Consider the following 19,765-nt stretch of genomic DNA (forward strand, 5'->3'; position numbering starts at 1 on the left):
TCGCTTCGTTTGAGTGCCAGAAGCGTGGGTTGGATATCCTTGAGAGAAAATAGGTTTGCATCGTCTCGACTGAGACTGATGCCTGTTCTGCTAAAATTGTGAAGAGAAGATATGTCTGGATCGAACGCAAGTTCGTTGTCCTGAGGCAGATCGTTGTTCGGAGGCTTGTCCTTCGTCTGACGGTTATGCTGGATTGATGTTGCCTGACCGCGCATCACCGGACAGATCTCGAGAAGCTGGTCTTAAGACACGGCCTCGGAATTGCTCGGCGTAATTCCAATGAGGACCGTGTCGAACACGTCGATGGCATCTGATCGGCCCGGTTGTAAAAGGTAACCGGGCTTTTGGGCCGGGCATTCTTAACGAGTGCTTGGGACTGACTGGTTCGGCGCACTGCAAGGTGTCCGGATAGTCAGGTTTGGCTGCCCTACGAGGCGACAAGCCGAGTGGGTAAGCTTAGCCAAACCCAATAAGGATGAGCATTGGCAATGAGAACGATCAAGTGTCAAAAGGGCATTTGGTGGATGCCTTGGCATGCACAGGCGATGAAGGACGTGATACGCTGCGATAAGCCGTGGGGAGCTGCGAATGAGCTTTGATCCATGGATCTCCGAATGGGGCAACCCACCTTAAATGCTTGGAAAATCATTTTGGTTGTCGTTTGGCTGAACGAAGCGAAGCTTCGCAAGGCCAGAGGCCGTCGCGCATCGTTGCGCGCCCTAACGGAGCGTCAGCTCCGAAGGAGCGGTACGACGCGTGAGTGAGAACCAAAATGGTTTCCAAGCATTGTTGAAAGGTATCTTATTCTGAATACATAGGGATAAGAAGCGAACGCAGGGAACTGAAACATCTAAGTACCTGCAGGAAAGGACATCAACCGAGACTCCGCAAGTAGTGGCGAGCGAACGCGGACCAGGCCAGTGGCAATGAGGAATGAAGTGGAACGATTTGGAAAGGTCGGCCGTAGAGGGTGATAGCCCCTTACACGTAGAACACTCATTGTCCTTGAGTAAGGCGGGACACGAGAAATCCTGTCTGAACATGGGGAGACCACTCTCCAAGCCTAAGTACTCGTGCATGACCGATAGCGAACAAGTACCGTGAGGGAAAGGTGAAAAGCACCCCGACAAGGGGAGTGAAATAGAACCTGAAACCGGATGCCTACAAACAGTCGGAGCCCGCAAGGGTGACGGCGTACCTTTTGTATAATGGGTCAACGACTTAGTGTGACGAGCAAGCTTAAGCCGATAGGTGAAGGCGCAGCGAAAGCGAGTCTGAACAGGGCGTTCAGTTCGTCGCATTAGACCCGAAACCGAGTGATCTAGCCATGAGCAGGTTGAAGGTTGGGTAACACCAACTGGAGGACCGAACCCGCATCTGTTGCAATAGATTGGGATGACTTGTGGCTAGGGGTGAAAGGCCAATCAAACTCGGAAATAGCTGGTTCTCCGCGAAATCTATTTAGGTAGAGCGTCGACCGAATACCCCCGGGGGTAGAGCACTGGATGGGCTATGGGGACTCACCGTCTTACTGATCCTAACCAAACTCCGAATACCGGGGAGTACTAGTCGGCAGACACACGGCGGGTGCTAACGTCCGTCGTGAAAAGGGCAACAACCCTGACCTCCAGCTAAGGTCCCCAAGTCATGGCTAAGTGGGAAAGGATGTGAGGATCCCAAAACAACCAGGATGTTGGCTTAGAAGCAGCCATCATTTAAAGAAAGCGTAACAGCTCACTGGTCTAAATAAGGGTCTTTGCGCCGAAAATGTAACGGGGCTAAAGCCATGCACCGAAGCTGAGGATGTGCCGCAAGGCACGTGGTAGCGGAGCGTTCCGTAAGCCTGTGAAGGGATACCCGTGAGGGGTCCTGGAGGTATCGGAAGTGCGAATGTTGACATGAGTAACGATAAAGAGGGTGAGAGACCCTCTCGCCGAAAGACCAAGGGTTCCTGCTTAAAGTTAATCTGAGCAGGGTTAGCCGGCCCCTAAGACGAGGCGGACACGCGTAGTCGATGGGAACCACGTTAATATTCGTGGGCCTGGTGGTAGTGACGGATCGCTTAACTTGTCTGGACTTATTGGATTGTCCAGGCCTGGACGCGGTCCCGGGAAATAGCTCCACCGTATAGACCGTACCCGAAACCGACACAGGTGGTCAGGTAGAGTATACCAAGGCGCTTGAGAGAACTGCGTTGAAGGAACTCGGCAAATTGCACGCGTAACTTCGGAAGAAGCGTGACCCTTTTGTACGCAAGTATGATGGGGTGGCACAGACCAGGGGGTAGCGACTGTTTATCAAAAACACAGGGCTCTGCGAAGTCGCAAGACGACGTATAGGGTCTGACGCCTGCCCGGTGCTGGAAGGTTAAGAGGAGGGGTGCAAGCTCTGAATCGAAGCCCCAGTAAACGGCGGCCGTAACTATAACGGTCCTAAGGTAGCGAAATTCCTTGTCGGGTAAGTTCCGACCTGCACGAATGGCGTAACGACTTCCCCGCTGTCTCCAACGCAGACTCAGTGAAATTGAATTCCCCGTGAAGATGCGGGGTTCCTGCGGTCAGACGGAAAGACCCCGTGCACCTTTACTATAGCTTTACACTGGCATTCGTGTCGGCATGTGTAGGATAGGTGGTAGGCTTTGAAGCAGGGACGCCAGTTCCTGTGGAGCCGTCCTTGAAATACCACCCTTATCGTCATGGATGTCTAACCGCGGTCCGTCATCCGGATCCGGGACAGTGTATGGTGGGTAGTTTGACTGGGGCGGTCGCCTCCGAAAGAGTAACGGAGGCGCGCGATGGTGGGCTCAGAGCGGTCGGAAATCGCTCGTCGAGTGCAATGGCATAAGCCCGCCTGACTGCGAGACTGACAAGTCGAGCAGAGACGAAAGTCGGTCATAGTGATCCGGTGGTCCCGCGTGGAAGGGCCATCGCTCAACGGATAAAAGGTACGCCGGGGATAACAGGCTGATGACCCCCAAGAGTCCATATCGACGGGGTTGTTTGGCACCTCGATGTCGGCTCATCGCATCCTGGGGCTGGAGCAGGTCCCAAGGGTTTGGCTGTTCGCCAATTAAAGCGGTACGTGAGCTGGGTTCAGAACGTCGTGAGACAGTTCGGTCCCTATCTGCCGTGGGTGTAGGAATATTGACAGGATCTGTCCCTAGTACGAGAGGACCGGGATGGACATATCTCTGGTGGACCTGTTGTCCTGCCAAGGGCATAGCAGGGTAGCTATATATGGAAGGGATAACCGCTGAAGGCATCTAAGCGGGAAACCCACCTGAAAACGAGTATTCCCTTGAGAACCGTGGAAGACGACCACGTTGATAGGCCGGGTGTGGAAGTGCGGCAACGCATGAAGCTTACCGGTACTAATCGTTCGATCGGCTTGATCGTTCCCATTGCTTATGCTCATCATGGATGCGCATCGCAATTCTTTGTCCTCACGCTGTCGGCCTTCGGCCGACGCTGCGGACGGCGCGCCAGACGACTGGCGGCTCGGCTCTGCCGGCTGCTGGAGTTGTCCGGATAAGACGCATGACGTGTTCAAAACGAAGCAATCGCTTCACCAGCTTCTCGACAATTTGCTCCCCTCCGGGGAGCAACGCTTGCGCTTTGCCGACCTGGTGGTTCTGGCGGGGTGGCTGCACCCGTTCCCATTCCGAACACGGCCGTGAAACGCCCCAGCGCCGATGGTACTTCGTCTTAAGACGCGGGAGAGTAGGTCGCTGCCAGGTCTGCAAATCGCAAGATAAAACATCTTCTCTCACAAACGCCGGCAAACGGCGAAAACAACACAAAACAAAAACGAAAGTTGACGCGGGGTGGAGCAGCCCGGTAGCTCGTCAGGCTCATAACCTGAAGGCCGCAGGTTCAAATCCTGCCCCCGCAACCAACAAAAACCCCCGGTGCCCAAACGCCCCGGGGGTTTTGCCGTTCCCCCGCGCAGTTCGGACCCACTTGTACGATTCTTCGGAGGGCTACAGCGACCATTGCGCGTCCGATTGGATGCGTAGCGCTGTATCGGATCGGGCGATAGCGCGTCTTGCGACAAGGCGCTGGTCTGTGTTCCTCTACAAACCAGCAGCCTCGGATGCGGAGAAGATCTTGGACGAACTCGATTGTGTGGTCGCCGGTGCGGGTGTAATGGGTCTTGCGGTGGCGCGGGCCCTGGCGCTCGCCGGCCGCGAGGTCTTGATTCTCGAGGCGGCCGATGCGATCGGCACGGAGACCTCGTCTCGCAACAGTGAGGTCATTCATGCTGGCATCTACTATCCAGCCGATAGCCTCATGGCCCGTTTCTGCGTCGCCGGCCGCAAAGCTCTCTACGCCTATTGCCGGGAACGCGGCCTGCCGCACTGGAACTGCGGAAAGCTGATCGTCGCCACGTCGGCGGAGGAACTGCAGCGCCTGCCGGAGATTGCGGCCAAGGCTGCGGCAAATGGCGTTGCCGACATCCGCCAGATATCCGCGGCCGAGGCAAGGGAACTGGAGCCCTCACTTTCCACCATCGGCGCCTTGTTGTCCCCGTCCACGGGGATCGTCGACTGCCACGCCTACATGCTCTCGCTGCTCGGCGATGCCCAGAATGCCGGCGCGCTTCTTGCGCTGAAAAGCCCTGTCGTCCGCGCCAGGGCTGGCGACGGCGGCATTGAGGTCGACACCGGCGGCGATGACCCGCTTACGTTTCGCTGCAGGCTCTTCGTCAATGCGGCAGGCCTGCATGCTCCGGCGCTTGCCAATGCGATCGACGGCCTGCCTCGGCAACTGGTGCCGTCCTCGTATTATGCCAAGGGCAACTATTTCTCTCTGACCGGAAGGACGCCGTTCTCGCGCCTCATCTATCCGGTGCCTGTCAAGGGCGGCCTCGGCATTCACCTGACGCTCGATATGGCCGGGCGCGCCCGGTTCGGGCCTGACGTCGAGTGGATCGACCAGATCGATTACCAGGTGGATCCGGAAAGGGCGGCGCTCTTTTACCAAGGGATTCGCCGATATTATCCGGACCTCAAGGACGGGACGCTCGCGCCGGCCTATTCCGGCATCCGGCCGAAGATCGTGCCGCCGGAGATTGCCAACCAGGATTTCTGTATCCAGGGGCCGGACAGACACGGTGTGCCGGGGCTGATCAACCTCTTCGGTATCGAATCGCCGGGGCTTACATCGTCACTGGCGCTCGCCCACCATGTCCGCGACATGGCGCTCCACGCACTGCGCTGATTTTAGTGCCTTAAGGGCAAAGTCAAACTAAGGGCGAAATCATGCAGCAGTTCAGACGCACGGTGCGGTAACAGCCTCATTTTCCCGCGGGCTACGGTCGTTCCAGGTGACCCGGCTGTTTTCCGAAATGGCGCCCGAGGAACATGTGGCTCTGGCGATTCTGCAAAGGGAATCGCGTTCTGGACGCATGTTTTTCCAGCCACCGCGCCATGCGCGAGGTGATGGAGGAGGTGTATGCACTCCTGACGCGCCTGGGGATCGCGCAGCTTGCGCGGCGTCGTGTCAGCGAGATCGCCTATGGCCAGCAACGGCTGCTGGAATTGGCTCTGGCCCTTGCGCTGAAGCCGAAAGTGCTGTTGCTGGACGAGCCGGCTGCCGGGGTGCCGCAAAGCGATACCGCGCGGATCGAACGGGCGATCGCCGATCTGCCTTCGGATCTGGCCGTGTTGATGATCGAGCACGATATGGACCTGGTGTTCCGTTTCGCCAAGCGTGTGGTCGTTCTGGCCGCGGGTGAGATCATCTTCGATGGCCTGCCTAGAGATGTTACCAAGGACGACCGTGTCCGCCATGCCTATTTGGGGAGCTATGCCAATGACAGCAGCGTCGCTTGAGATTTCGGGCCTCTGTGCCGGTTATGGCCCAACGCGCGTCCTGTATCCGCCGGGAAAAGGCTGGGTATACTCGGGCGCAACGGCATGGGCAAATCGACGCTGTTTGCCACCCTTGCAGGCCAGACACGCCGTTATGGCGGCACTATTCAAATGAACGGTGAGAATATCGAAGGGACCGACAGCGCCACCCGTGCCCTCAAGGGGCTGGGCTATGTGCCGCAGTCGCGTGACGTCTTTCCCACGCTGACGGTGGAGGAGAACCTGTTCGTTGGTCTGAAGGCTCGACCGAAATCGGCGATCGAAGAAGCCTATGCAACGTTCCCGCGACTGAAGGAGCGACGCCGGAACCTGGGTTCGCAGCTTTCGGGGGGCGAGCAGCAGATGCTGACGACGGCGCGGACCATTCTGGGGCAGCCTTCGGTGTTGTTGCTGGACGAGCCGTTGGAAGGGCTCGCCCCGGTCATCTGCGAAGAGCTCATGGAAGCTTTCGGCAAGCTGGCTGCTTCCGGGGAGATGACGATTTTGCTCGTCGAGCAGCGAATCCAAAGCGCGTTGGACTTTGCGGATGAGGTGATCATCCTCGAACGCGGCCGGATGGCCTGGTCTGGAACGCCGCAGGAGCTTTCGCAGGACCAGCAGTCGGTAGAAACCCTGCTGGGAGTCGGTGGGCTGCATTAAGCCGTAACTGCCGGTTTTGCCGGCGCTTGCCATGCCATCCAGTGTCGCGTGTATTGTCAGCGACGCTGCGTATATCTATGCGTATATTCTGGCGGGTTGTGAAGTAATCATAAGCTTATACGGCAAATACGATTTATCATTTTACACATTATGTATTCTGATGAATTAGTAATTTCCGTAAATGTCCGCTGATCTTGTTTGTGTTCCATGGCAAATATCTGCGGGCAATCCGGATAGAATCTTCGGGCGTGCGGGGTCACGGTCCGCTCGCGTGCCCGGCTCCCCTATCGAGAAGCGTGATTCAAGTCTCGAAATGACAGCGCCGCGCATCCAGTCGGACGCGTGGCACTGTCGTTGTGGAACTTTGAATGGCTGCACGATTTTGTCCCTGCGGTGATTCCGGTTAGGGTAGCATGCCGTAGGTTTCCGAGCGCAGCTTGCGAGGGCGCAAAAGGCTGATCGCGCCGAAGGTGTCGGATCGACTGGCTCGGGCCTATGCGCATTGGCTCATGCCACGAGACGGAGACACAGAATGTCGGATCACCACCATCATCGCGATCATGACCACGAAAATGGAGAGGACCGGTGGAAGCATGACGGCGTTCGCGTCATCAAGGGCGACCAACTCGATGACAACACGCCCCAGACGCCCGGCATGTACCGGCAGGCGGCCATCAACCACGCCCGTGTCGGCGCTCAGAAGATCTGGGCGGGCACCGTGGCGATCGAACCAAATGCCAAGACCGGCGTGCATCACCACGGTCCGCTTGAAAGCGTGATCTTCGTTGTTCGCGGCAAGGCACGCATGCGGTGGGGCGACAGGCTCGAATATGTGGCCGAGGCCGGCCCCGGCGACTTCATTTACGTGCCGCCCTATGTACCGCACCAGGAAATCAATGCGGATCCCGACAACGTGCTGGAATGTGTTCTGGTGCGGTCCGACAACGAGGCCGTGGTTGTCAACATCACCGACGTCGATCCGGTGGAAAAGCCGGAGGAAGTCTATTGGGTCGATCCGATCCACAAACATCCGGGTTGATCGCTTCCGCTGAAGGATGCACTTTTCCCGGATCGCTCGCGGCGCAAGAGCGTCACTCCAGCGCCTCCACGAAGCGGATGATGTCGCCGACCATGCGGGCATCCCAAAGGTCGTTATGGCCGGAGCCGTCGTAGACCAGCATCCGCTTGGGCTCGGAAGCAATGTCAAATAGAGCCTTGCCGGAAGACAGCGGGATGATGGCGTCGCGCCGACCGTGGATAAACAGCTTCGGTTGCCTCACCTGCGCTATTCTTAAATCCGAACGGAAAGGATCCTTGATAAGGAGACTGACCGGAAAAAACGGGTAACGCGCCTCAGCGAGTGACAAGACCGACAGATAGGCCGAAACCAGAACGACTGCGGAAGCCGGTCTTTGCCGGGCGGTATTGACGGCGACGCCGCTTCCGAGCGACTGGCCGAGAACAACGATCTTGCCTTCAGTGCGGCCGGCGAGCCAGTCGAAGGCGGCAAGGCCGTCGGTCATGAGCCCGGGCTCGCTCGGGGCGCCGGTTGATCCGGGATAGCCGCGATAGGAGATTGTAAGCAGGCCAATGCCCCGTAAGGCCAGTGCCTGGGCGAGGAAGTCGTAGTTGCCGATCCGGTCAGCATTGCCGAGGAAGAACAGCACCGACGCCTTGCCGGGTTCGGCTTGGCTGTAGGTTGCGTGAAGCGTCTCTCCGTCGGGCGTCCTGATGGAAACGTTTTCCCCCCAACTCGCCTGCTCTGGAGTCGGCATCCAGCTTGCGCCCGGATAGAGAATGGTGCGCTGCGACACATATGTGAGGCCGACCAGCGACACATAGGCGAAAGCCGCCATCATCGATAACATCAGCAGGAGTTTTGTGGCGGTCACGACAACATCCACCCGCGGCTCGATTAAACATATATCGTACCGGCAAGCTGTCTACAGCGGCCGTCTGCTCAAATGAACAAAGGGTGCTGAGAGACGACAGCCGGCGCCGTGGCAAGGTGAGTGTGCCATGCAAGTTCAGGTCCAGACCTATATGGAGGAGGGCGGCGCCGAAAAGCTTCGACGGTTCTGGCTCAACGGCCGGCAGATCGAAGTGACCGAAAGCATCGATCAGTGGCATGGTGCCGACTACCGATATTTCAAGGTCAGGGGCAGCGACGGCAACATCTACATCTTCCATCGCGACGATTTTTCAATGGAGTGGGCGTTGACGATGTATGAGCGCGCCCACTCACGGGGAGGCGGCGATCCGTGACCCCACAATGCCCCCCGGACTAAGCTAAGCTCCGACCAGTTCCGACTATCTGGAACATCCGACGGTCGTCATGTCATTCGCCGGACGACCCAGAGCGACCGGCCCGTATGAGCGATTCCAGGCACGAGCCGAAGGCGCGGATTATCCTTCAGCCGCTCGGCCTCAGTGACGTCAATCAGCAGGACCTCATCATCGGTTTCGTTTGCATTCGGCGTAATCCAGCAGCGCTTGTCCTCGCAGCAAAGCCCGGCTTCCGGATTTTCCTGGAGGTACTCAATCGCATATTCAGCGTTCACTTTTCTCGGTCCAGGGTCGACGTTCATTTGCACTTCTCCTCCGTCCGATCGCTTGAGAGCCATGCCTGATTATGCACCCATGCATGTATTTGAGCACTCAGGAGGCTGGGGCGTAAGGTCAATTCCTCGGCTGGCCGAGGAATTGAGGCCGCAGGCGCCGCGGCGATCGGAAGTCTGCTGCGGCGCTGCAGTGTCTTCGGGAGGATGCGTTCAAGCGGCCTTCGCTGCCGGCTTGGCTGCCTTGATGCGGGTCACGCTGCGCCGGCCATCGACGCTGAGCGGCACATCGCCATCAACGGTGGCGCGGCGTACGACCCGGTGCTGGTCGCCATAGTCGTTGACTGCATAGTGCTGCGTGGCGCGGTTGTCCCAAATGGCAACGTCGCCGGCCCTCCAGCGCCAGCGCACGGTGTTTTCCGGGGCAGTCACGTAGGACTGGAACACCTCGTATAGTTTTGCCGAGTCGCTCTTTGAGAGGCCGACGAGGCGCTGGACGAAATTGCCGAGCAGCAAGGATCTTTCCCCGGTTTCCGGATGGACCCGCACGACCGGATGCTCGGTCTCGTAGATCGTCGATGTGAAGACTTCCTCGAAATGCTTCTTCTCTTCGGCGGTCGCGCGCGGGCGCACGGCGGCGTAGTCATAAACATTGCTGTGAATGGCCCAGAGATTGTCGGCCAACAATTTGAGCGGCTCCGGAAGGCTTTCGTATGCGGCATGCGTGTTGGACCAGATCGTGTCGCCTCCGGCCGCCGGAATGACGACGCCGCGCAGAACCGAGAACTTCGGATAGGCATCCACGAAGGTCACGTCGGTGTGCCACTGGTCCGCCCGGCCGCCGCCGCGGCTGGAATCGAGATTGAGGATCGAGGCCGTGCCAGCCGCGGCACCCTGCGTGGGATGCGGTACGAGGTCGCCCAGGCGTCGCGCGAACAGTTCCTGCGCGGCATCGTCGAGGTGCTCCTGGTCGCGAAAAAAGATCACCTTGTGCTTCAGAAGAAGCTGGTTGATGGAGCCGATCGTTGCATCCGTAAGATCTCCGCCAAGACGGACACCCTTGATTTCGGCTCCGACGCGGCCGGTCAGCGGCACGACGTCGAGCTCAGGAATGGTTTCGTTGACAAGAACTGGATTGCTCATGGAAGTCTCCTGATTGATCTTGGAAGAAGGCAGCAAGTCGCATCCGGCCAGCGACATGTCCGCTGGGCGTCGAATATCGATAAGACTACGCGGTAATCGAACAGAGTTATCTACTAAATTGATAGACAAAATTTGCTAAGTTTTTGCGATTCATTGAAACGGCAACGTCCGATCCTCCGGGCGGTAAACCGCTGAAACCCGCTGCTGAACCCAAGCAGCCCGACACTCTGTCCGTAGATCTGTGCCGATCGCTAAATAATCTGACAGCGCCGGGTGCCGCCTTGCGTCAGATTCCTCTCACGAAAGACGATGAGAGGAGATCATCCGATGTTGGACGGCATTTCGACTGACGTGAACCAGGCACATGTCGTGTCAAGACTGATCCCGCCTCAGCCGAGGGTTCCCGCCTTTGCTGCGCTCGAAGGGCGGGGCCTGGCTTTCCGGCTGCTGGCCCGGCTTGCCCGGTGGATGGATACGCGGCGCGGGCGCTTGGACCTGCTTCAGCTTTCCGACTACGAGTTGAAGGATATTGGCCTCTCGCGCGGGGCCGCCTATAACGATTTCTACAAACGCGATTAGCAGGACCCCGCATGTCCCAGTTTTCGTGCCAGACGATTCTCGCGACGTCGACCGTCACCCTTCGGGACGTGGTCTGCGACGGATCATGCCGCGGCAGGAGTGCGGAGGAATGCGCGCATTCGACGAGCCTAGTCTATCCCTATCGCGGCGTTTTCATGCGGCACGTCGGCAAGAGCGATACCGTGGCTGAATCCAACCAGGTGATTTTCTTCAATCACGGCGAAGACTACCGTATCAGCCACCCAGTCGCGGGCGGCGACGCGTGCCTTGATGTGAAAGTCAGTGAAGAAATCCTTGCCGAGCTTGCGCCGCAGCAGCAGTTGCGTTCCGGCGCCAGTATCTCCTTCAGGCGTCAGCGCCGGAGGATCGATGCACGCGCACAGGCGCTCGTCGCATTGTTGCGCCATAGCCTTGGTCGCGGCATTGCCGAGACGCTGGAAGCCGAGACCCTCACGCTGACGCTCATCAGGCGCTCACTCGGGGAACGGACTTCGCACGGAGCGACCGGTACCTGTGGCGGCGAAAAATTGGTCGGCCGGGCAAAACTGGTGCTCTCCGCCGATCCCGGCCGGCGTTGGACGCTGGGCGAGGTCGCGAAAGAGGTGGGCGTCTCGCCGGTCTATCTGACCCAGGTCTTCCAGCAGGTCGAGGCGATGCCGCTTTACCGCTATCAATTGCGCCTGCGCTTGGCGCGGGCGCTCGACCTGCTCGGCTCGTATCACGACCTGACCGCGCTCGGTCTCGAGCTCGGCTTTTCCAGCCACAGCCATTTCAGCTCCGCCTTCAAACAGGCCTATGGCCGCACCCCGGCGGAATTCCAACGCACGCTTCGTCTTCGTTGAGGCGCGTCGCGTTCAAGCGAATTCGCTAAAAAATCTGACAGCGCGACGGAAGCAGGCATGGTGTTCTTGCGGGCGTCAAAAACGAGGAGAGTGAACACCATGACCCCGAAAACCTGTGCCGCCTGCGATTGCGAGCTTGATCAACAGAGCATCAAGGTCAAACTCGGCGGCAAGACCGTGGAAGTCTGCTGCGAGGAATGCGCCACGGCACTTGGCGAAGCCGAAGCGGCGAGAGCCTCAGCCAAGGCCGAGAAATAAAAAAGCGAGCCTGCTCTGTCTTGAGCAGGCTCGCTTGTCGTCATTGCGCAGGCAATTGCCTGACGTTGTACGTCAGGTGCGCGGCTTGACGTTTTCCGGGTCGTAGAGCGGCTTGTAGCCGACGCCTGCGACTTCGACCGGATAGGTCTCGCCGAAATATTCCACCTTGAGCTTGCGGCCGACCTGGCAATACGACCAAGGGAGGTAGGCAAGCGCAATGTTCTTGCCGATCGTCGGACCATAGGCGATCGAGGTGGTGAACGACCGGCGGCCGAGTTCGTCGACGAGCGTTTCGCCGGTCTCCGGATCCATCACAGGCAGGATGCCGACCGGATAGCGGGCGACGCCCTTGGAGTCGACATTGTCCGTCATGACCAGCGTGCAGAGCATCGCCGGCTGATGCGGACGGGCGCGATGTTCGAGGTGCTTCGCCTTGCCCCGGAAATCGGCCTCCTTGACCTTCGGGCGGGCGAGATCGGCCTCCAGGAGGTTGTACTCGGTGAGGAGGTCGGCGTTCTGCAGGCGCAGGCTCTTCTCCATGCGGCGGCTGTTGGCGTAGGTTTCGACGCCGAAGGCCATGACGCCGGTTGCCCGGAGTGCGTCCCAGACGGCGAGCGCATCGCCATAGGCCATGTGCAGTTCCCAGCCCTGTTCGCCGACATAGGAGATGCGGAAGGCGGTGACATCCTTGCCGGCAATCCGGATCGGCTTGATCGCGGCGAAGGGGAAGTTCTCCGGCGCAAGGCCCTCGGGATTCTCTACGACCTTCTGCAGGGTCGTGCGTGCGTTCGGCCCCCAAAGACCGATCGTCACGTATTTCTCGGTGACGTCGGTGACCGTCACGTTGAAGCCCTTGTCCTCGGCAATCCGGCGCACGTAGTGGAAGTCGCGCGGGCCGGCGTCGGCGCCGTCGATCACGCGGCAGCGGTCGGCCATGCGGATGACCGTCAGGTCGGCCCGCACCATGCCCTCGTCATCGAGGAAGTGGGTGTAGATGCCCTTGCCGATATTGGCGTCGCCGCCGATCCTGGCCGCGCAGATCCATTCCATCAGTTCGACGTGGTCCGGGCCTTCCACATCGAACATGTAGAAGTGCGACAGGTTCACCATGCCGCAGTCCTCGCTCATGGCGAGATGCTCGGCATTGGAAACGCGCCAGAAATGGCGGTTGTCCCACTCGTTCTCGCGCACGGGGACGCGGTCACCGTATTTCTCGAGCAGGTGTTCGTTGGCAGCGTATCCGTGGGCGCGCTCCCAGCCGCCCAATTCCATGAAGTAGCCGCCGAGTTCCTTCTCGCGCTCCCAGAAGGGCGAGCGGCGCACGCCGCGGCCGGTGTCATAGGGTTCGCGCGGATGGACCGCCGGGTTGTAGATCTTCCGCGCGGCCTCGCCGCAGCGGCCTTCGATGAACTTCTCCTCGAGCATGTGCGGGTAGAAGCGCGAATAATCGATCTTGTTGTGGTCGATCGCGGTGCGGCCGTCGGTCATCCAGTCGGCGACGAGCTTGCCGAAGCCCGGGCCGTCCTTGACCCAGATGGCGACACAGTACCACAGGCCCCTGACCTTCTGGCTTTCGCCGACGGAAGGCCCGCCGTCCGTGGTCACCTGCAGCAGGCCATTGAAGGAGTGGCTTTCATTGTAGCCGAGCTCGCCGAGGATCGGGGTCAGCTCCATTGCGCGTTCCAGCGGTTCCAGGATCTGTTCCATTTCAAGGTCGCGCTGCGAGGGCGAAAGACGGGCTTCATGCTTTTCGAGAAGCTCACGCGGATGGCAGAGCCGCGGGTTCGTCTCCTCGTAATAGCCCCACTCGATCTGGCCGCCCTCGGCGGTCTTGGGATCGCCGGTGTCGCGCATATAGGCGGAGTTGCCCTGGTCGCGCAGAAGCGGCCAGCCGATTTCCTTGCCGGTGCCCTCGAATTCGTTGTAGGGGCCGAAGAAGGTGAGCGGGTGGTCGACCGGCATGACCGGCAGGTCCTCTCCCACCATTTCCGCGATCAGACGGCCCCAGAGACCGGCGCAGACGATGACGTAGTCGGCCTCGATCGTGCCGCGATGCGTGACCACGCCCTTGATGCGGCCGTCCTTGACGATGAGGGATTGGGCGGGCGTATTGGCGAAGGCCTGGAGCTTGCCGGCGGTGACGGCCTGGTCGACGAGCTTGCCGGCAACGGTCTGCGAGCGCGGGATGACGAGGCCGGCGTCCGGATCCCAGAGGCCGCCCTGCACCATGCTTTCCTCGATCAGGGGGAATTTCTCCTTGATCTCCGCCGGCTCGATCAGGCGCGCGCGCGTGCCGAAGGCCTTGCCGGAGGTCACCTTGCGCTTGATCTCGTCCATGCGGCCGTCGTCGCCGACGCGGGCGACTTCGAGGCCGCCGATGCGGGCGTAATGGCCCATCTTCTCGTAGAAATCGACCGAATAGAGCGTCGTCCAACAGGACAGGAAGTCGTGGCTGGTCGCGTAGCAGAAGTCGGAGGCATGCGCCGTCGAGCCGATGTCGGTCGGAATGCCGGATTTATCGATGCCGACGATGTCATCCCATCCACGCTCGATCAGGTGATGCGCGATCGACGCGCCAACGATGCCCCCGAGCCCAATGATTACGACCTTCGCCTTTTGCGGAAACTCTGCCATGAGTGCGACCCTAGTTAGTTTGGAAGCCGGATATTAGGGCTTGCAGCGCCACGACTACAGCCTGTCTACGACATAATCAGCATACTGCACGACCAGAACGATGCGGGCCACGGAGCAGCGGAGGATCAAGTCGGGAGCGGGCATGTCCCTGATATCGCGGGGAAAACGGCGAAGGAAGCGAAAAGATTTCAGGATCACAGACGAAACCAGCGACCTTCGAACGCGACATCAAAACGCGACGCCTTTTTCCATAGGCCATCTCGACCATGAACCGCAAAAGCCCGCAATCGGTTAAGCCCGGATTGTACCGCAAATGCAATAGCCTCCGTCATGGCTATAACACTAGGTTAAGCTGGCTCTAGCGCTGGCGATGAGCGATCCAGCGACCAAGATGCGAGGTAAGCTGAAATCTTCCAGAACAGGAGAGCCAATGTGGCGCCGACAAGGCCGTCGCTCGCATAATGCCATCCGAGCTGGATGGACCCGATGAAGATGCACCCCGAGAATGCCGCGCCCAGCCAGCGCCAAATACCACCGATCTGCCACGCGACGCAGGCGAAGATCACGGAGACGGCCACATGCATACTCGGCATCGCCGATATCCCCGATATAGCGCCATCGTTCAGCGAATATGCGTCCCAAAGCATGTCCTGTGCAATAAGCGCCCAAACCATGCCGGTCTCGTCATCCACTTCCCTCAGCAAGCTCATCAGCGGCTCGAATGCGTTATCTCCGGTGAGCAGGCCGACAAAACACGGTCCCGCCGAGGAGAAATAGATCGCCAGAATATTGCCGCCGACAAACCACGTCAGTAGAGCTGTCAGGATGTAGCGGAGGCGCAGAGTGTGGTTCCCCATCCACGGCGCCCATATCATCGAGGCGATGACGATCACGAGCCAGAGGTTATAGGCGAAGTTCAATCCGACAATGCCGTAGGTGTTGCCAAAGACAAGACCTGTTACCTTGTAAGGATCAATGCCAACGAACAGAGCCCGATCAAGACGGATCAAGGTTTCGTCCCAGGAAAACGGAATAATGAACGGTATCGTCGACTTCACACTACCAAAAACGACCAGCAGTGCAACGAATATGCAAGTCGAATGCGTTGCGTGGGCAAGGCGATCATTAGCCAGCAACACTTGCCCCATTCGTTGTTTGAGGGCCTTAGTCGGATGCTCGTACCCCTGAACGAGCATGCGCAGGACCAGCCAGAGCATGTAGAAGAGCGTCATATTGGCGATCGTGATCAATGACCATTGAAGGTAGACTGTCGCGGTTCTGTAATGCGGTTCCGCCCCCAAATACCAGATCAGCCCACTCATGATCGCAGTATGCGAAACCAGGATAAGATAGGCGAATCGATAATCGGCCGTCGTCCGCCCCATTGCCGAAAGGAACGCTCTCATAGGAGTTCAACCATAGCCTGTTTCCCCAATCGACAGTTGAGTTGAAGTCCAACATTCCGTCAACTCACCCCTATTAGTTACAGTTAATGGCCCAGTTCCGCGCGAGTGCTTCCGTCGGGGGCGCATGAGCCCGGACCGCGTTGAACAAGAAGGAGTTGGCGGTTATCTCCACTCTACGCGGTCGATCGCAGGAGGGTGGGTCGCGTGACTTCTTCCCCAAGCGGGCGAAAGGGCTTGCGACGCACGCTCGGCCCTTGCTCCGCCTGCGCATTATTGCAGCCCTCTCAGGCAGCGCCGGGGCGCAAGGCCATGACGGCGAGGGCGGCTGCGACCATGATGACGCCGTAAGGGATTTTGCGTGTGGCGCGGATCTCCTCGAGGCGCATGACCACTGAAAAGTGAGCGAGCTGCAAGGGCATCGGCAGACGCAGGGCGAGGAGCGTCACGATCCCGCCGATCAGCAGGAAGATCGCGAAGGGCAGCATGCCGTGCCAGCCGACGAAAAGGCCGATCGGCAGGAAGAGCTTGGCATCGCCGGCGCCGAAGAGCCGGAAGAACCAGAGTCCGAAACCAAGGGCGAAGAGCAGGAGACCGGCGCCGATATCGCCGCCGATGCCGGCCGTGGAGAAAAGCGCGGCGCCGGCATCCTCAGCCATCAATTGTCCCAGCGCGCCGCCGGTACGTTCAGCCATCAACAGATTTAGCGTCACATCGAGTGCGTAGACTGCGATTAGGGCGAGTACGACGGTGTTCGGGATCTTCCAGAAGCGGAAATCACTCCAGGCGGCATGAAGAAAAAGAAAGGTTGCAGCAACGGTAATAATGTTAACTTTTTCCATCATGTTTTTGCTTTTCTCCGTCTTTTTTTGCGTATCACCAAGAAAAGTGATTGACCTCGCAGCTTGCCTAAGTCTTTCGGGTTAGAAAAATGTCAAGAAATATTTCCGCGTGTCACATTGTGGCAACCGATACACGGAATATCTGGCCGTGGTTCCAGTTTCGATTTTAACCATAAAATATAGATGTCGAAAACGGCCACATTTAAGCAGTTGACGATATAATAATTAAGAGATTATTAATCATGATAGTCGGAGAGGTGGTCTCGATGACGGGCGGGCCGGGGGAAATGCGGCGCGCATGTATATTTCGGAGGTAATTCTCGATGAAAGCACTTTTGTCTAAAGTACGCGCTTTCGCGCGGGAAGAAGATGGCGTGGCGCTGACCGAATATCTTATTTTGCTCGGCCTGCTTGTCGGGGGCGTTATTGTCGCTGTAACGACTGCGGGGGACAGCCTTGCTGCCGCCTGGAACTCATGGGGCAACTTCTTTAGTCAGAGCCTGACTTGTGCGCCCAGCACATCTAACGGCGTGACCTGCTAATTGCTTGAATATTACGCGGTGGAGGGAATTGTTAACCTCCACCGTCTTATATTACGAATTGTTCAAGTATTTCGTTTTTAATAGCGAGTACCGGCGATGCGTTCGTCAACGATTATAAGCCTTGTTGTTGCCTTTATGCTCGCCGCTGTTGCGGTCTTCGCAACCCGGACTTATCTCGCCGAGCAGCGGGCGAGACTCGCAATCAACGGTTCCAAGATCCAGGAGAAAACGCTCGTTGTCGCTGCAAAGCCGATGCGCTTTGGCGATCGGGTGCGTGCAGAAAACCTGAAAACTATTCCCTGGCCCTCTGAGGAGCGGCCGGACGGCTCGTTCCAGACGATTGAGGCCGTTTTGGGTGAGAAGGATGAGCCGCGCTACGCCATGGAGGCGATCGACCCCGGCGAGCCGGTGCTGACCTCCAAGATCACTGGCGCAGGTGAGCGGGCGACACTGTCGTCGGCGCTTGACCAAGGCATGAAAGCCGTTTCAATCCGCGTTAATGACGTGCTCGGCGTCGCCGGTTTCGTCCGTCCCTCGGATCGTGTCGATGTCCTGTTGACTCGCGGCATACGCAACAGTAACGGCGGCGAGCAGACCTATGTCGACGTCCTACTCCAGGGCGTGAAGGTGCTGGCAGTGGACCAAACGGCGGACGAACGCAAGGACGAGCCATCCGTCGTCAAGACCGTGACCTTCGAGGTCACGACCGACGAGGCCCAACGCCTGACGCTCGGCGCCACAATCGGCACGCTGTCGCTCGCGCTTCGCAACATAGCTTCCTCCAATGTCGAGCAGACCCGTCCCATCACCGTTGCCGATCTCGGTGGCGGCTTGATTTCGACCGAACTCGCCAACAATACTGATGATGGGCGATTCGAGACGATCGAGAAGCTCGTGCGCAAGGTTGGTGACGAATTGGGAAGCCGGATCGACTCCGTCGAAGGCAAGCTGAAGCAGCCTGCTCGCGAAAAACAGGTGCAAATCGTCGAGCGCAAGGTCGAGCCGGTATTGCCGGTGGAACCGAAGTGGGCGACCGTCGGCGTCTGGAACACGACCAAACGTGAGGAGCATCGGGTGGGCCTGATCCAGTGATATCAAATGCGGCCTGCCGTTAGAGCAATTCCCGAACGTGAGTTGATCTGAGGGGTGGCGGGCCGGACTGCGAGGAGAGGGGCTGAGGCAGGAATGTTGAGGGGAAGCATGAAGGGGGTGGCGAGAGCCAGTTCCCTCGCGGCAGTGGTCGCGGCAATTTCGGCCTTTGGCCTCCTGGGACCCGGATCGGCCGGGCAGGCGGACGCCCAGGAAAAGTTCATCAACCTCGGCGGATCCGTGCAGCAGGTGACGCTGCCGCCGAACGACACGATGACGATCAGGACCGCCAAGCCGTTCGGCGATCTGGTCATCGGCAGTGCCCAGCTTATCGATGTCGTACCGCTTTCCGATCGGTCGCTGTTCATCCGCGGCAAGCAGACGGGGTCCACAAACATCTCCGTCTATGACGACGACAAGAACCTTCTCGGCGTCATCGATATCCGTGTGTCCAGCGATTTCAGCGAAGCGGCGGCGGCCATTCGATCGGCCGCACCTTCGTCGCAGGTTCGGGTGTTCAATTCCAACGATCGCATTCGCCTGACCGGCACGGTTCGCGATGCTGTCGAGTTGCAGCGTGTGCTGGAGATCGCCCAGTCCTATTCCGATCAGCCGGTGCTGAACCAGTTGCGCGTCAGCGATTCCCAGCAGGTCATGCTGGAGGTGCGCGTGATCGAGGCTTCCCGCCAGACGGGACGCGACCTCGGCATCGGTTGGTCCGGCCAGGGCAAGAACGGTATCGGCAAGGCAACGACCAGCCAGGGTATCGCTGTCGATGATGACGGAAACCTTGTCCGCACACTCGGAGATGCCGCGGGGGCGGCGACCGGCATGCAGCCCTTCGGGCAGCTGATCGCCAAGGTGCTGGAGATTGCCGGCGGCCGGATCGACGTCGTCATCAATGCGCTGGAGCAGAAGGGCCTGGTGCGCCGGCTGGCGCAGCCGAACCTGATCGCCATGAGCGGCGAGACCGCAAGCTTCCACGCCGGCGGCGAGGTGCCGATCCAGACGACGGTTGCCAATGGCGCGACGGTCGCGACCGAAACCGATTACCGGCCTTTCGGCGTCAGGCTCACCTTCACGCCGGTGGTGCTCGACAGCGGGCTCATCAGTCTCAAGATCGAGCCGGAAGTCTCCGAGCTCGACACCTCGATCAACGTCAACGGCAATCCCGGCTTCATCTCGCGCGCGGCGAAGACAACGGTGGCGCTGCGCGACGGCCAGAGCTTCGCCATGGCCGGGTTGCTGCAGTCGATCAATGCCAAGGACGTTCAACAATTGCCGTGGGTGTCGCAGGTTCCGGTGATCGGCGCGCTGTTCCGCTCGACGAGCTTCCTGAAGCGGGAGTCCGATCTCGTCATCAT

General features: G+C 59.0%; 15 protein-coding genes, 1 tRNA gene, 2 rRNA genes and 2 pseudogenes. 14 read left to right on the forward strand and 6 right to left on the reverse strand.

All coding sequences use genetic code 11. The features are described 5' to 3' along the window. The first annotated feature begins 496 nt into the window (after positions 1 to 496). From GHK62_RS21940 to GHK62_RS21970, 7 genes and pseudogenes are all read left to right on the forward strand, one after another. A 23S ribosomal RNA gene (locus GHK62_RS21940) occupies positions 497 to 3,395 on the forward strand. A gap of 226 nt (positions 3,396 to 3,621) precedes the next feature. After that, positions 3,622 to 3,736, forward strand: a 5S ribosomal RNA gene (rrf, locus tag GHK62_RS21945). An 81-nt stretch (positions 3,737 to 3,817) separates the two neighbouring features. Continuing rightward, positions 3,818 to 3,894, forward strand: a tRNA-Met gene (locus GHK62_RS21950). A gap of 212 nt (positions 3,895 to 4,106) precedes the next feature. Beyond that, positions 4,107 to 5,219 carry an NAD(P)/FAD-dependent oxidoreductase gene (locus tag GHK62_RS21955; protein ID WP_184108589.1) on the forward strand — a complete coding sequence of 371 codons (1,113 nt, stop codon included), beginning with the start codon at positions 4,107 to 4,109 and terminating at the stop codon, positions 5,217 to 5,219. A gap of 85 nt (positions 5,220 to 5,304) precedes the next feature. After that, a pseudogene (locus tag GHK62_RS21960) lies at positions 5,305 to 5,833 on the forward strand (ATP-binding cassette domain-containing protein); the annotation flags it as partial. After that, positions 5,814 to 6,511: pseudogene (locus GHK62_RS21965) on the forward strand (ABC transporter ATP-binding protein). The pseudogenes GHK62_RS21960 and GHK62_RS21965, both read left to right, overlap by 20 nt. A gap of 532 nt (positions 6,512 to 7,043) precedes the next feature. After that, on the forward strand, positions 7,044 to 7,550 hold the full coding sequence (locus tag GHK62_RS21970; RefSeq protein ID WP_153441212.1) for a cupin domain-containing protein: 507 nt from the start codon (positions 7,044 to 7,046) through the stop codon (positions 7,548 to 7,550). A 52-nt stretch (positions 7,551 to 7,602) separates the two neighbouring features. Here the strand turns inward: GHK62_RS21970 and GHK62_RS21975 are convergent, their stop codons facing one another. After that, the gene (locus tag GHK62_RS21975) at positions 7,603 to 8,403 is read right to left on the reverse strand and encodes an alpha/beta hydrolase (RefSeq protein WP_184108588.1); all 801 of its coding nucleotides are present in this window, start codon (positions 8,401 to 8,403) and stop codon (positions 7,603 to 7,605) included. 127 nt (positions 8,404 to 8,530) lie between these two features. Here GHK62_RS21975 and GHK62_RS21980 point away from each other — a divergent pair, with 127 nt between their 5' ends. Continuing rightward, positions 8,531 to 8,776, forward strand: a complete 246-nt coding sequence (locus tag GHK62_RS21980) for a hypothetical protein (RefSeq protein WP_202982052.1) — start codon at positions 8,531 to 8,533, stop codon at positions 8,774 to 8,776. Between the two features lie 68 nt (positions 8,777 to 8,844). On the opposite strand, the gene GHK62_RS21985 is transcribed toward GHK62_RS21980, so the two are convergent. Next, on the reverse strand, positions 8,845 to 9,099 hold the full coding sequence (locus GHK62_RS21985) for a hypothetical protein (protein ID WP_153441213.1): 255 nt from the start codon (positions 9,097 to 9,099) through the stop codon (positions 8,845 to 8,847). Between the two features lie 183 nt (positions 9,100 to 9,282). Further along, positions 9,283 to 10,212, reverse strand: coding sequence for a TauD/TfdA dioxygenase family protein (locus GHK62_RS21990; RefSeq protein ID WP_153441214.1), 930 nt, complete (start codon positions 10,210 to 10,212; stop codon positions 9,283 to 9,285). A gap of 327 nt (positions 10,213 to 10,539) precedes the next feature. Between GHK62_RS21990 and GHK62_RS21995 the strand changes: the two genes are divergently transcribed. The 3 genes from GHK62_RS21995 (at position 10,540) to GHK62_RS33670 (ending at position 11,891) form a co-directional block, all read left to right on the forward strand. Continuing rightward, a complete protein-coding gene (locus GHK62_RS21995) occupies positions 10,540 to 10,791 on the forward strand; it encodes a DUF1127 domain-containing protein (RefSeq protein WP_153441215.1) in 252 nt (83 codons plus the stop codon). 11 nt (positions 10,792 to 10,802) lie between these two features. Next, positions 10,803 to 11,633, forward strand: a complete 831-nt coding sequence (locus GHK62_RS22000) for a helix-turn-helix domain-containing protein (RefSeq protein WP_153441216.1) — start codon at positions 10,803 to 10,805, stop codon at positions 11,631 to 11,633. A gap of 99 nt (positions 11,634 to 11,732) precedes the next feature. Beyond that, on the forward strand, positions 11,733 to 11,891 hold the full coding sequence (locus tag GHK62_RS33670) for a hypothetical protein (protein WP_167528325.1): 159 nt from the start codon (positions 11,733 to 11,735) through the stop codon (positions 11,889 to 11,891). Between the two features lie 72 nt (positions 11,892 to 11,963). Here the strand turns inward: GHK62_RS33670 and GHK62_RS22005 are convergent, their stop codons facing one another. From GHK62_RS22005 to GHK62_RS22015, 3 genes are all read right to left on the reverse strand, one after another. Next, on the reverse strand, positions 11,964 to 14,525 hold the full coding sequence (locus GHK62_RS22005; protein WP_153441217.1) for a GcvT family protein: 2,562 nt from the start codon (positions 14,523 to 14,525) through the stop codon (positions 11,964 to 11,966). 347 nt (positions 14,526 to 14,872) lie between these two features. Then, positions 14,873 to 15,931 (reverse strand): phosphatase PAP2 family protein, encoded by a 1,059-nt coding sequence (locus GHK62_RS22010; protein WP_153441218.1) that lies wholly within the window; start codon positions 15,929 to 15,931, stop codon positions 14,873 to 14,875. A gap of 284 nt (positions 15,932 to 16,215) precedes the next feature. Beyond that, complete coding sequence (locus GHK62_RS22015; protein ID WP_153441219.1) at positions 16,216 to 16,773, reverse strand: A24 family peptidase; 558 nt, start codon at positions 16,771 to 16,773, stop codon at positions 16,216 to 16,218. 320 nt (positions 16,774 to 17,093) lie between these two features. On the opposite strand from GHK62_RS22015, the gene GHK62_RS22020 reads away from it, so the two are divergent. The 3 genes from GHK62_RS22020 to GHK62_RS22030 form a co-directional block, all read left to right on the forward strand. Next, the gene (locus GHK62_RS22020) at positions 17,094 to 17,312 is read left to right on the forward strand and encodes a hypothetical protein (protein WP_153441220.1); all 219 of its coding nucleotides are present in this window, start codon (positions 17,094 to 17,096) and stop codon (positions 17,310 to 17,312) included. A gap of 96 nt (positions 17,313 to 17,408) precedes the next feature. Further along, positions 17,409 to 18,404 (forward strand): Flp pilus assembly protein CpaB, encoded by a 996-nt coding sequence (gene cpaB, locus GHK62_RS22025; RefSeq protein WP_153441221.1) that lies wholly within the window; start codon positions 17,409 to 17,411, stop codon positions 18,402 to 18,404. A gap of 93 nt (positions 18,405 to 18,497) precedes the next feature. Further along, positions 18,498 to 19,765 (forward strand): type II and III secretion system protein family protein (locus GHK62_RS22030; RefSeq protein WP_153441222.1); only part of this gene is annotated, 1,268 nt, incomplete at its 3' end.

Origin of the sequence: Sinorhizobium terangae, from assembly GCF_009601505.1 — a bacterium.
GTDB lineage: Bacteria > Pseudomonadota > Alphaproteobacteria > Rhizobiales > Rhizobiaceae > Sinorhizobium > Sinorhizobium terangae.

Bases quoted from the DNA above. Each gene is read 5' to 3' on its own strand.
- GHK62_RS21970 (WP_153441212.1), top strand. From the start codon at position 7,044: ATGTCGGATCACCACCATCATCGCGATCATGACCACGAAAATGGAGAG.
- GHK62_RS21980 (WP_202982052.1), top strand. From the start codon at position 8,531: ATGCAAGTTCAGGTCCAGACCTATATGGAGGAGGGCGGCGCCGAAAAG.
- GHK62_RS21985 (WP_153441213.1), bottom strand. From the start codon at position 9,099: ATGAACGTCGACCCTGGACCGAGAAAAGTGAACGCTGAATATGCGATT.
- GHK62_RS21990 (WP_153441214.1), bottom strand. From the start codon at position 10,212: ATGAGCAATCCAGTTCTTGTCAACGAAACCATTCCTGAGCTCGACGTC.
- GHK62_RS21995 (WP_153441215.1), top strand. From the start codon at position 10,540: ATGTTGGACGGCATTTCGACTGACGTGAACCAGGCACATGTCGTGTCA.
- GHK62_RS22000 (WP_153441216.1), top strand. From the start codon at position 10,803: ATGTCCCAGTTTTCGTGCCAGACGATTCTCGCGACGTCGACCGTCACC.
- GHK62_RS33670 (WP_167528325.1), top strand. From the start codon at position 11,733: ATGACCCCGAAAACCTGTGCCGCCTGCGATTGCGAGCTTGATCAACAG.
- GHK62_RS22005 (WP_153441217.1), bottom strand. From the start codon at position 14,525: ATGGCAGAGTTTCCGCAAAAGGCGAAGGTCGTAATCATTGGGCTCGGG.
- GHK62_RS22010 (WP_153441218.1), bottom strand. From the start codon at position 15,931: ATGAGAGCGTTCCTTTCGGCAATGGGGCGGACGACGGCCGATTATCGA.
- GHK62_RS22015 (WP_153441219.1), bottom strand. From the start codon at position 16,773: ATGATGGAAAAAGTTAACATTATTACCGTTGCTGCAACCTTTCTTTTT.
- GHK62_RS22020 (WP_153441220.1), top strand. From the start codon at position 17,094: ATGAAAGCACTTTTGTCTAAAGTACGCGCTTTCGCGCGGGAAGAAGAT.
- cpaB (WP_153441221.1), top strand. From the start codon at position 17,409: ATGCGTTCGTCAACGATTATAAGCCTTGTTGTTGCCTTTATGCTCGCC.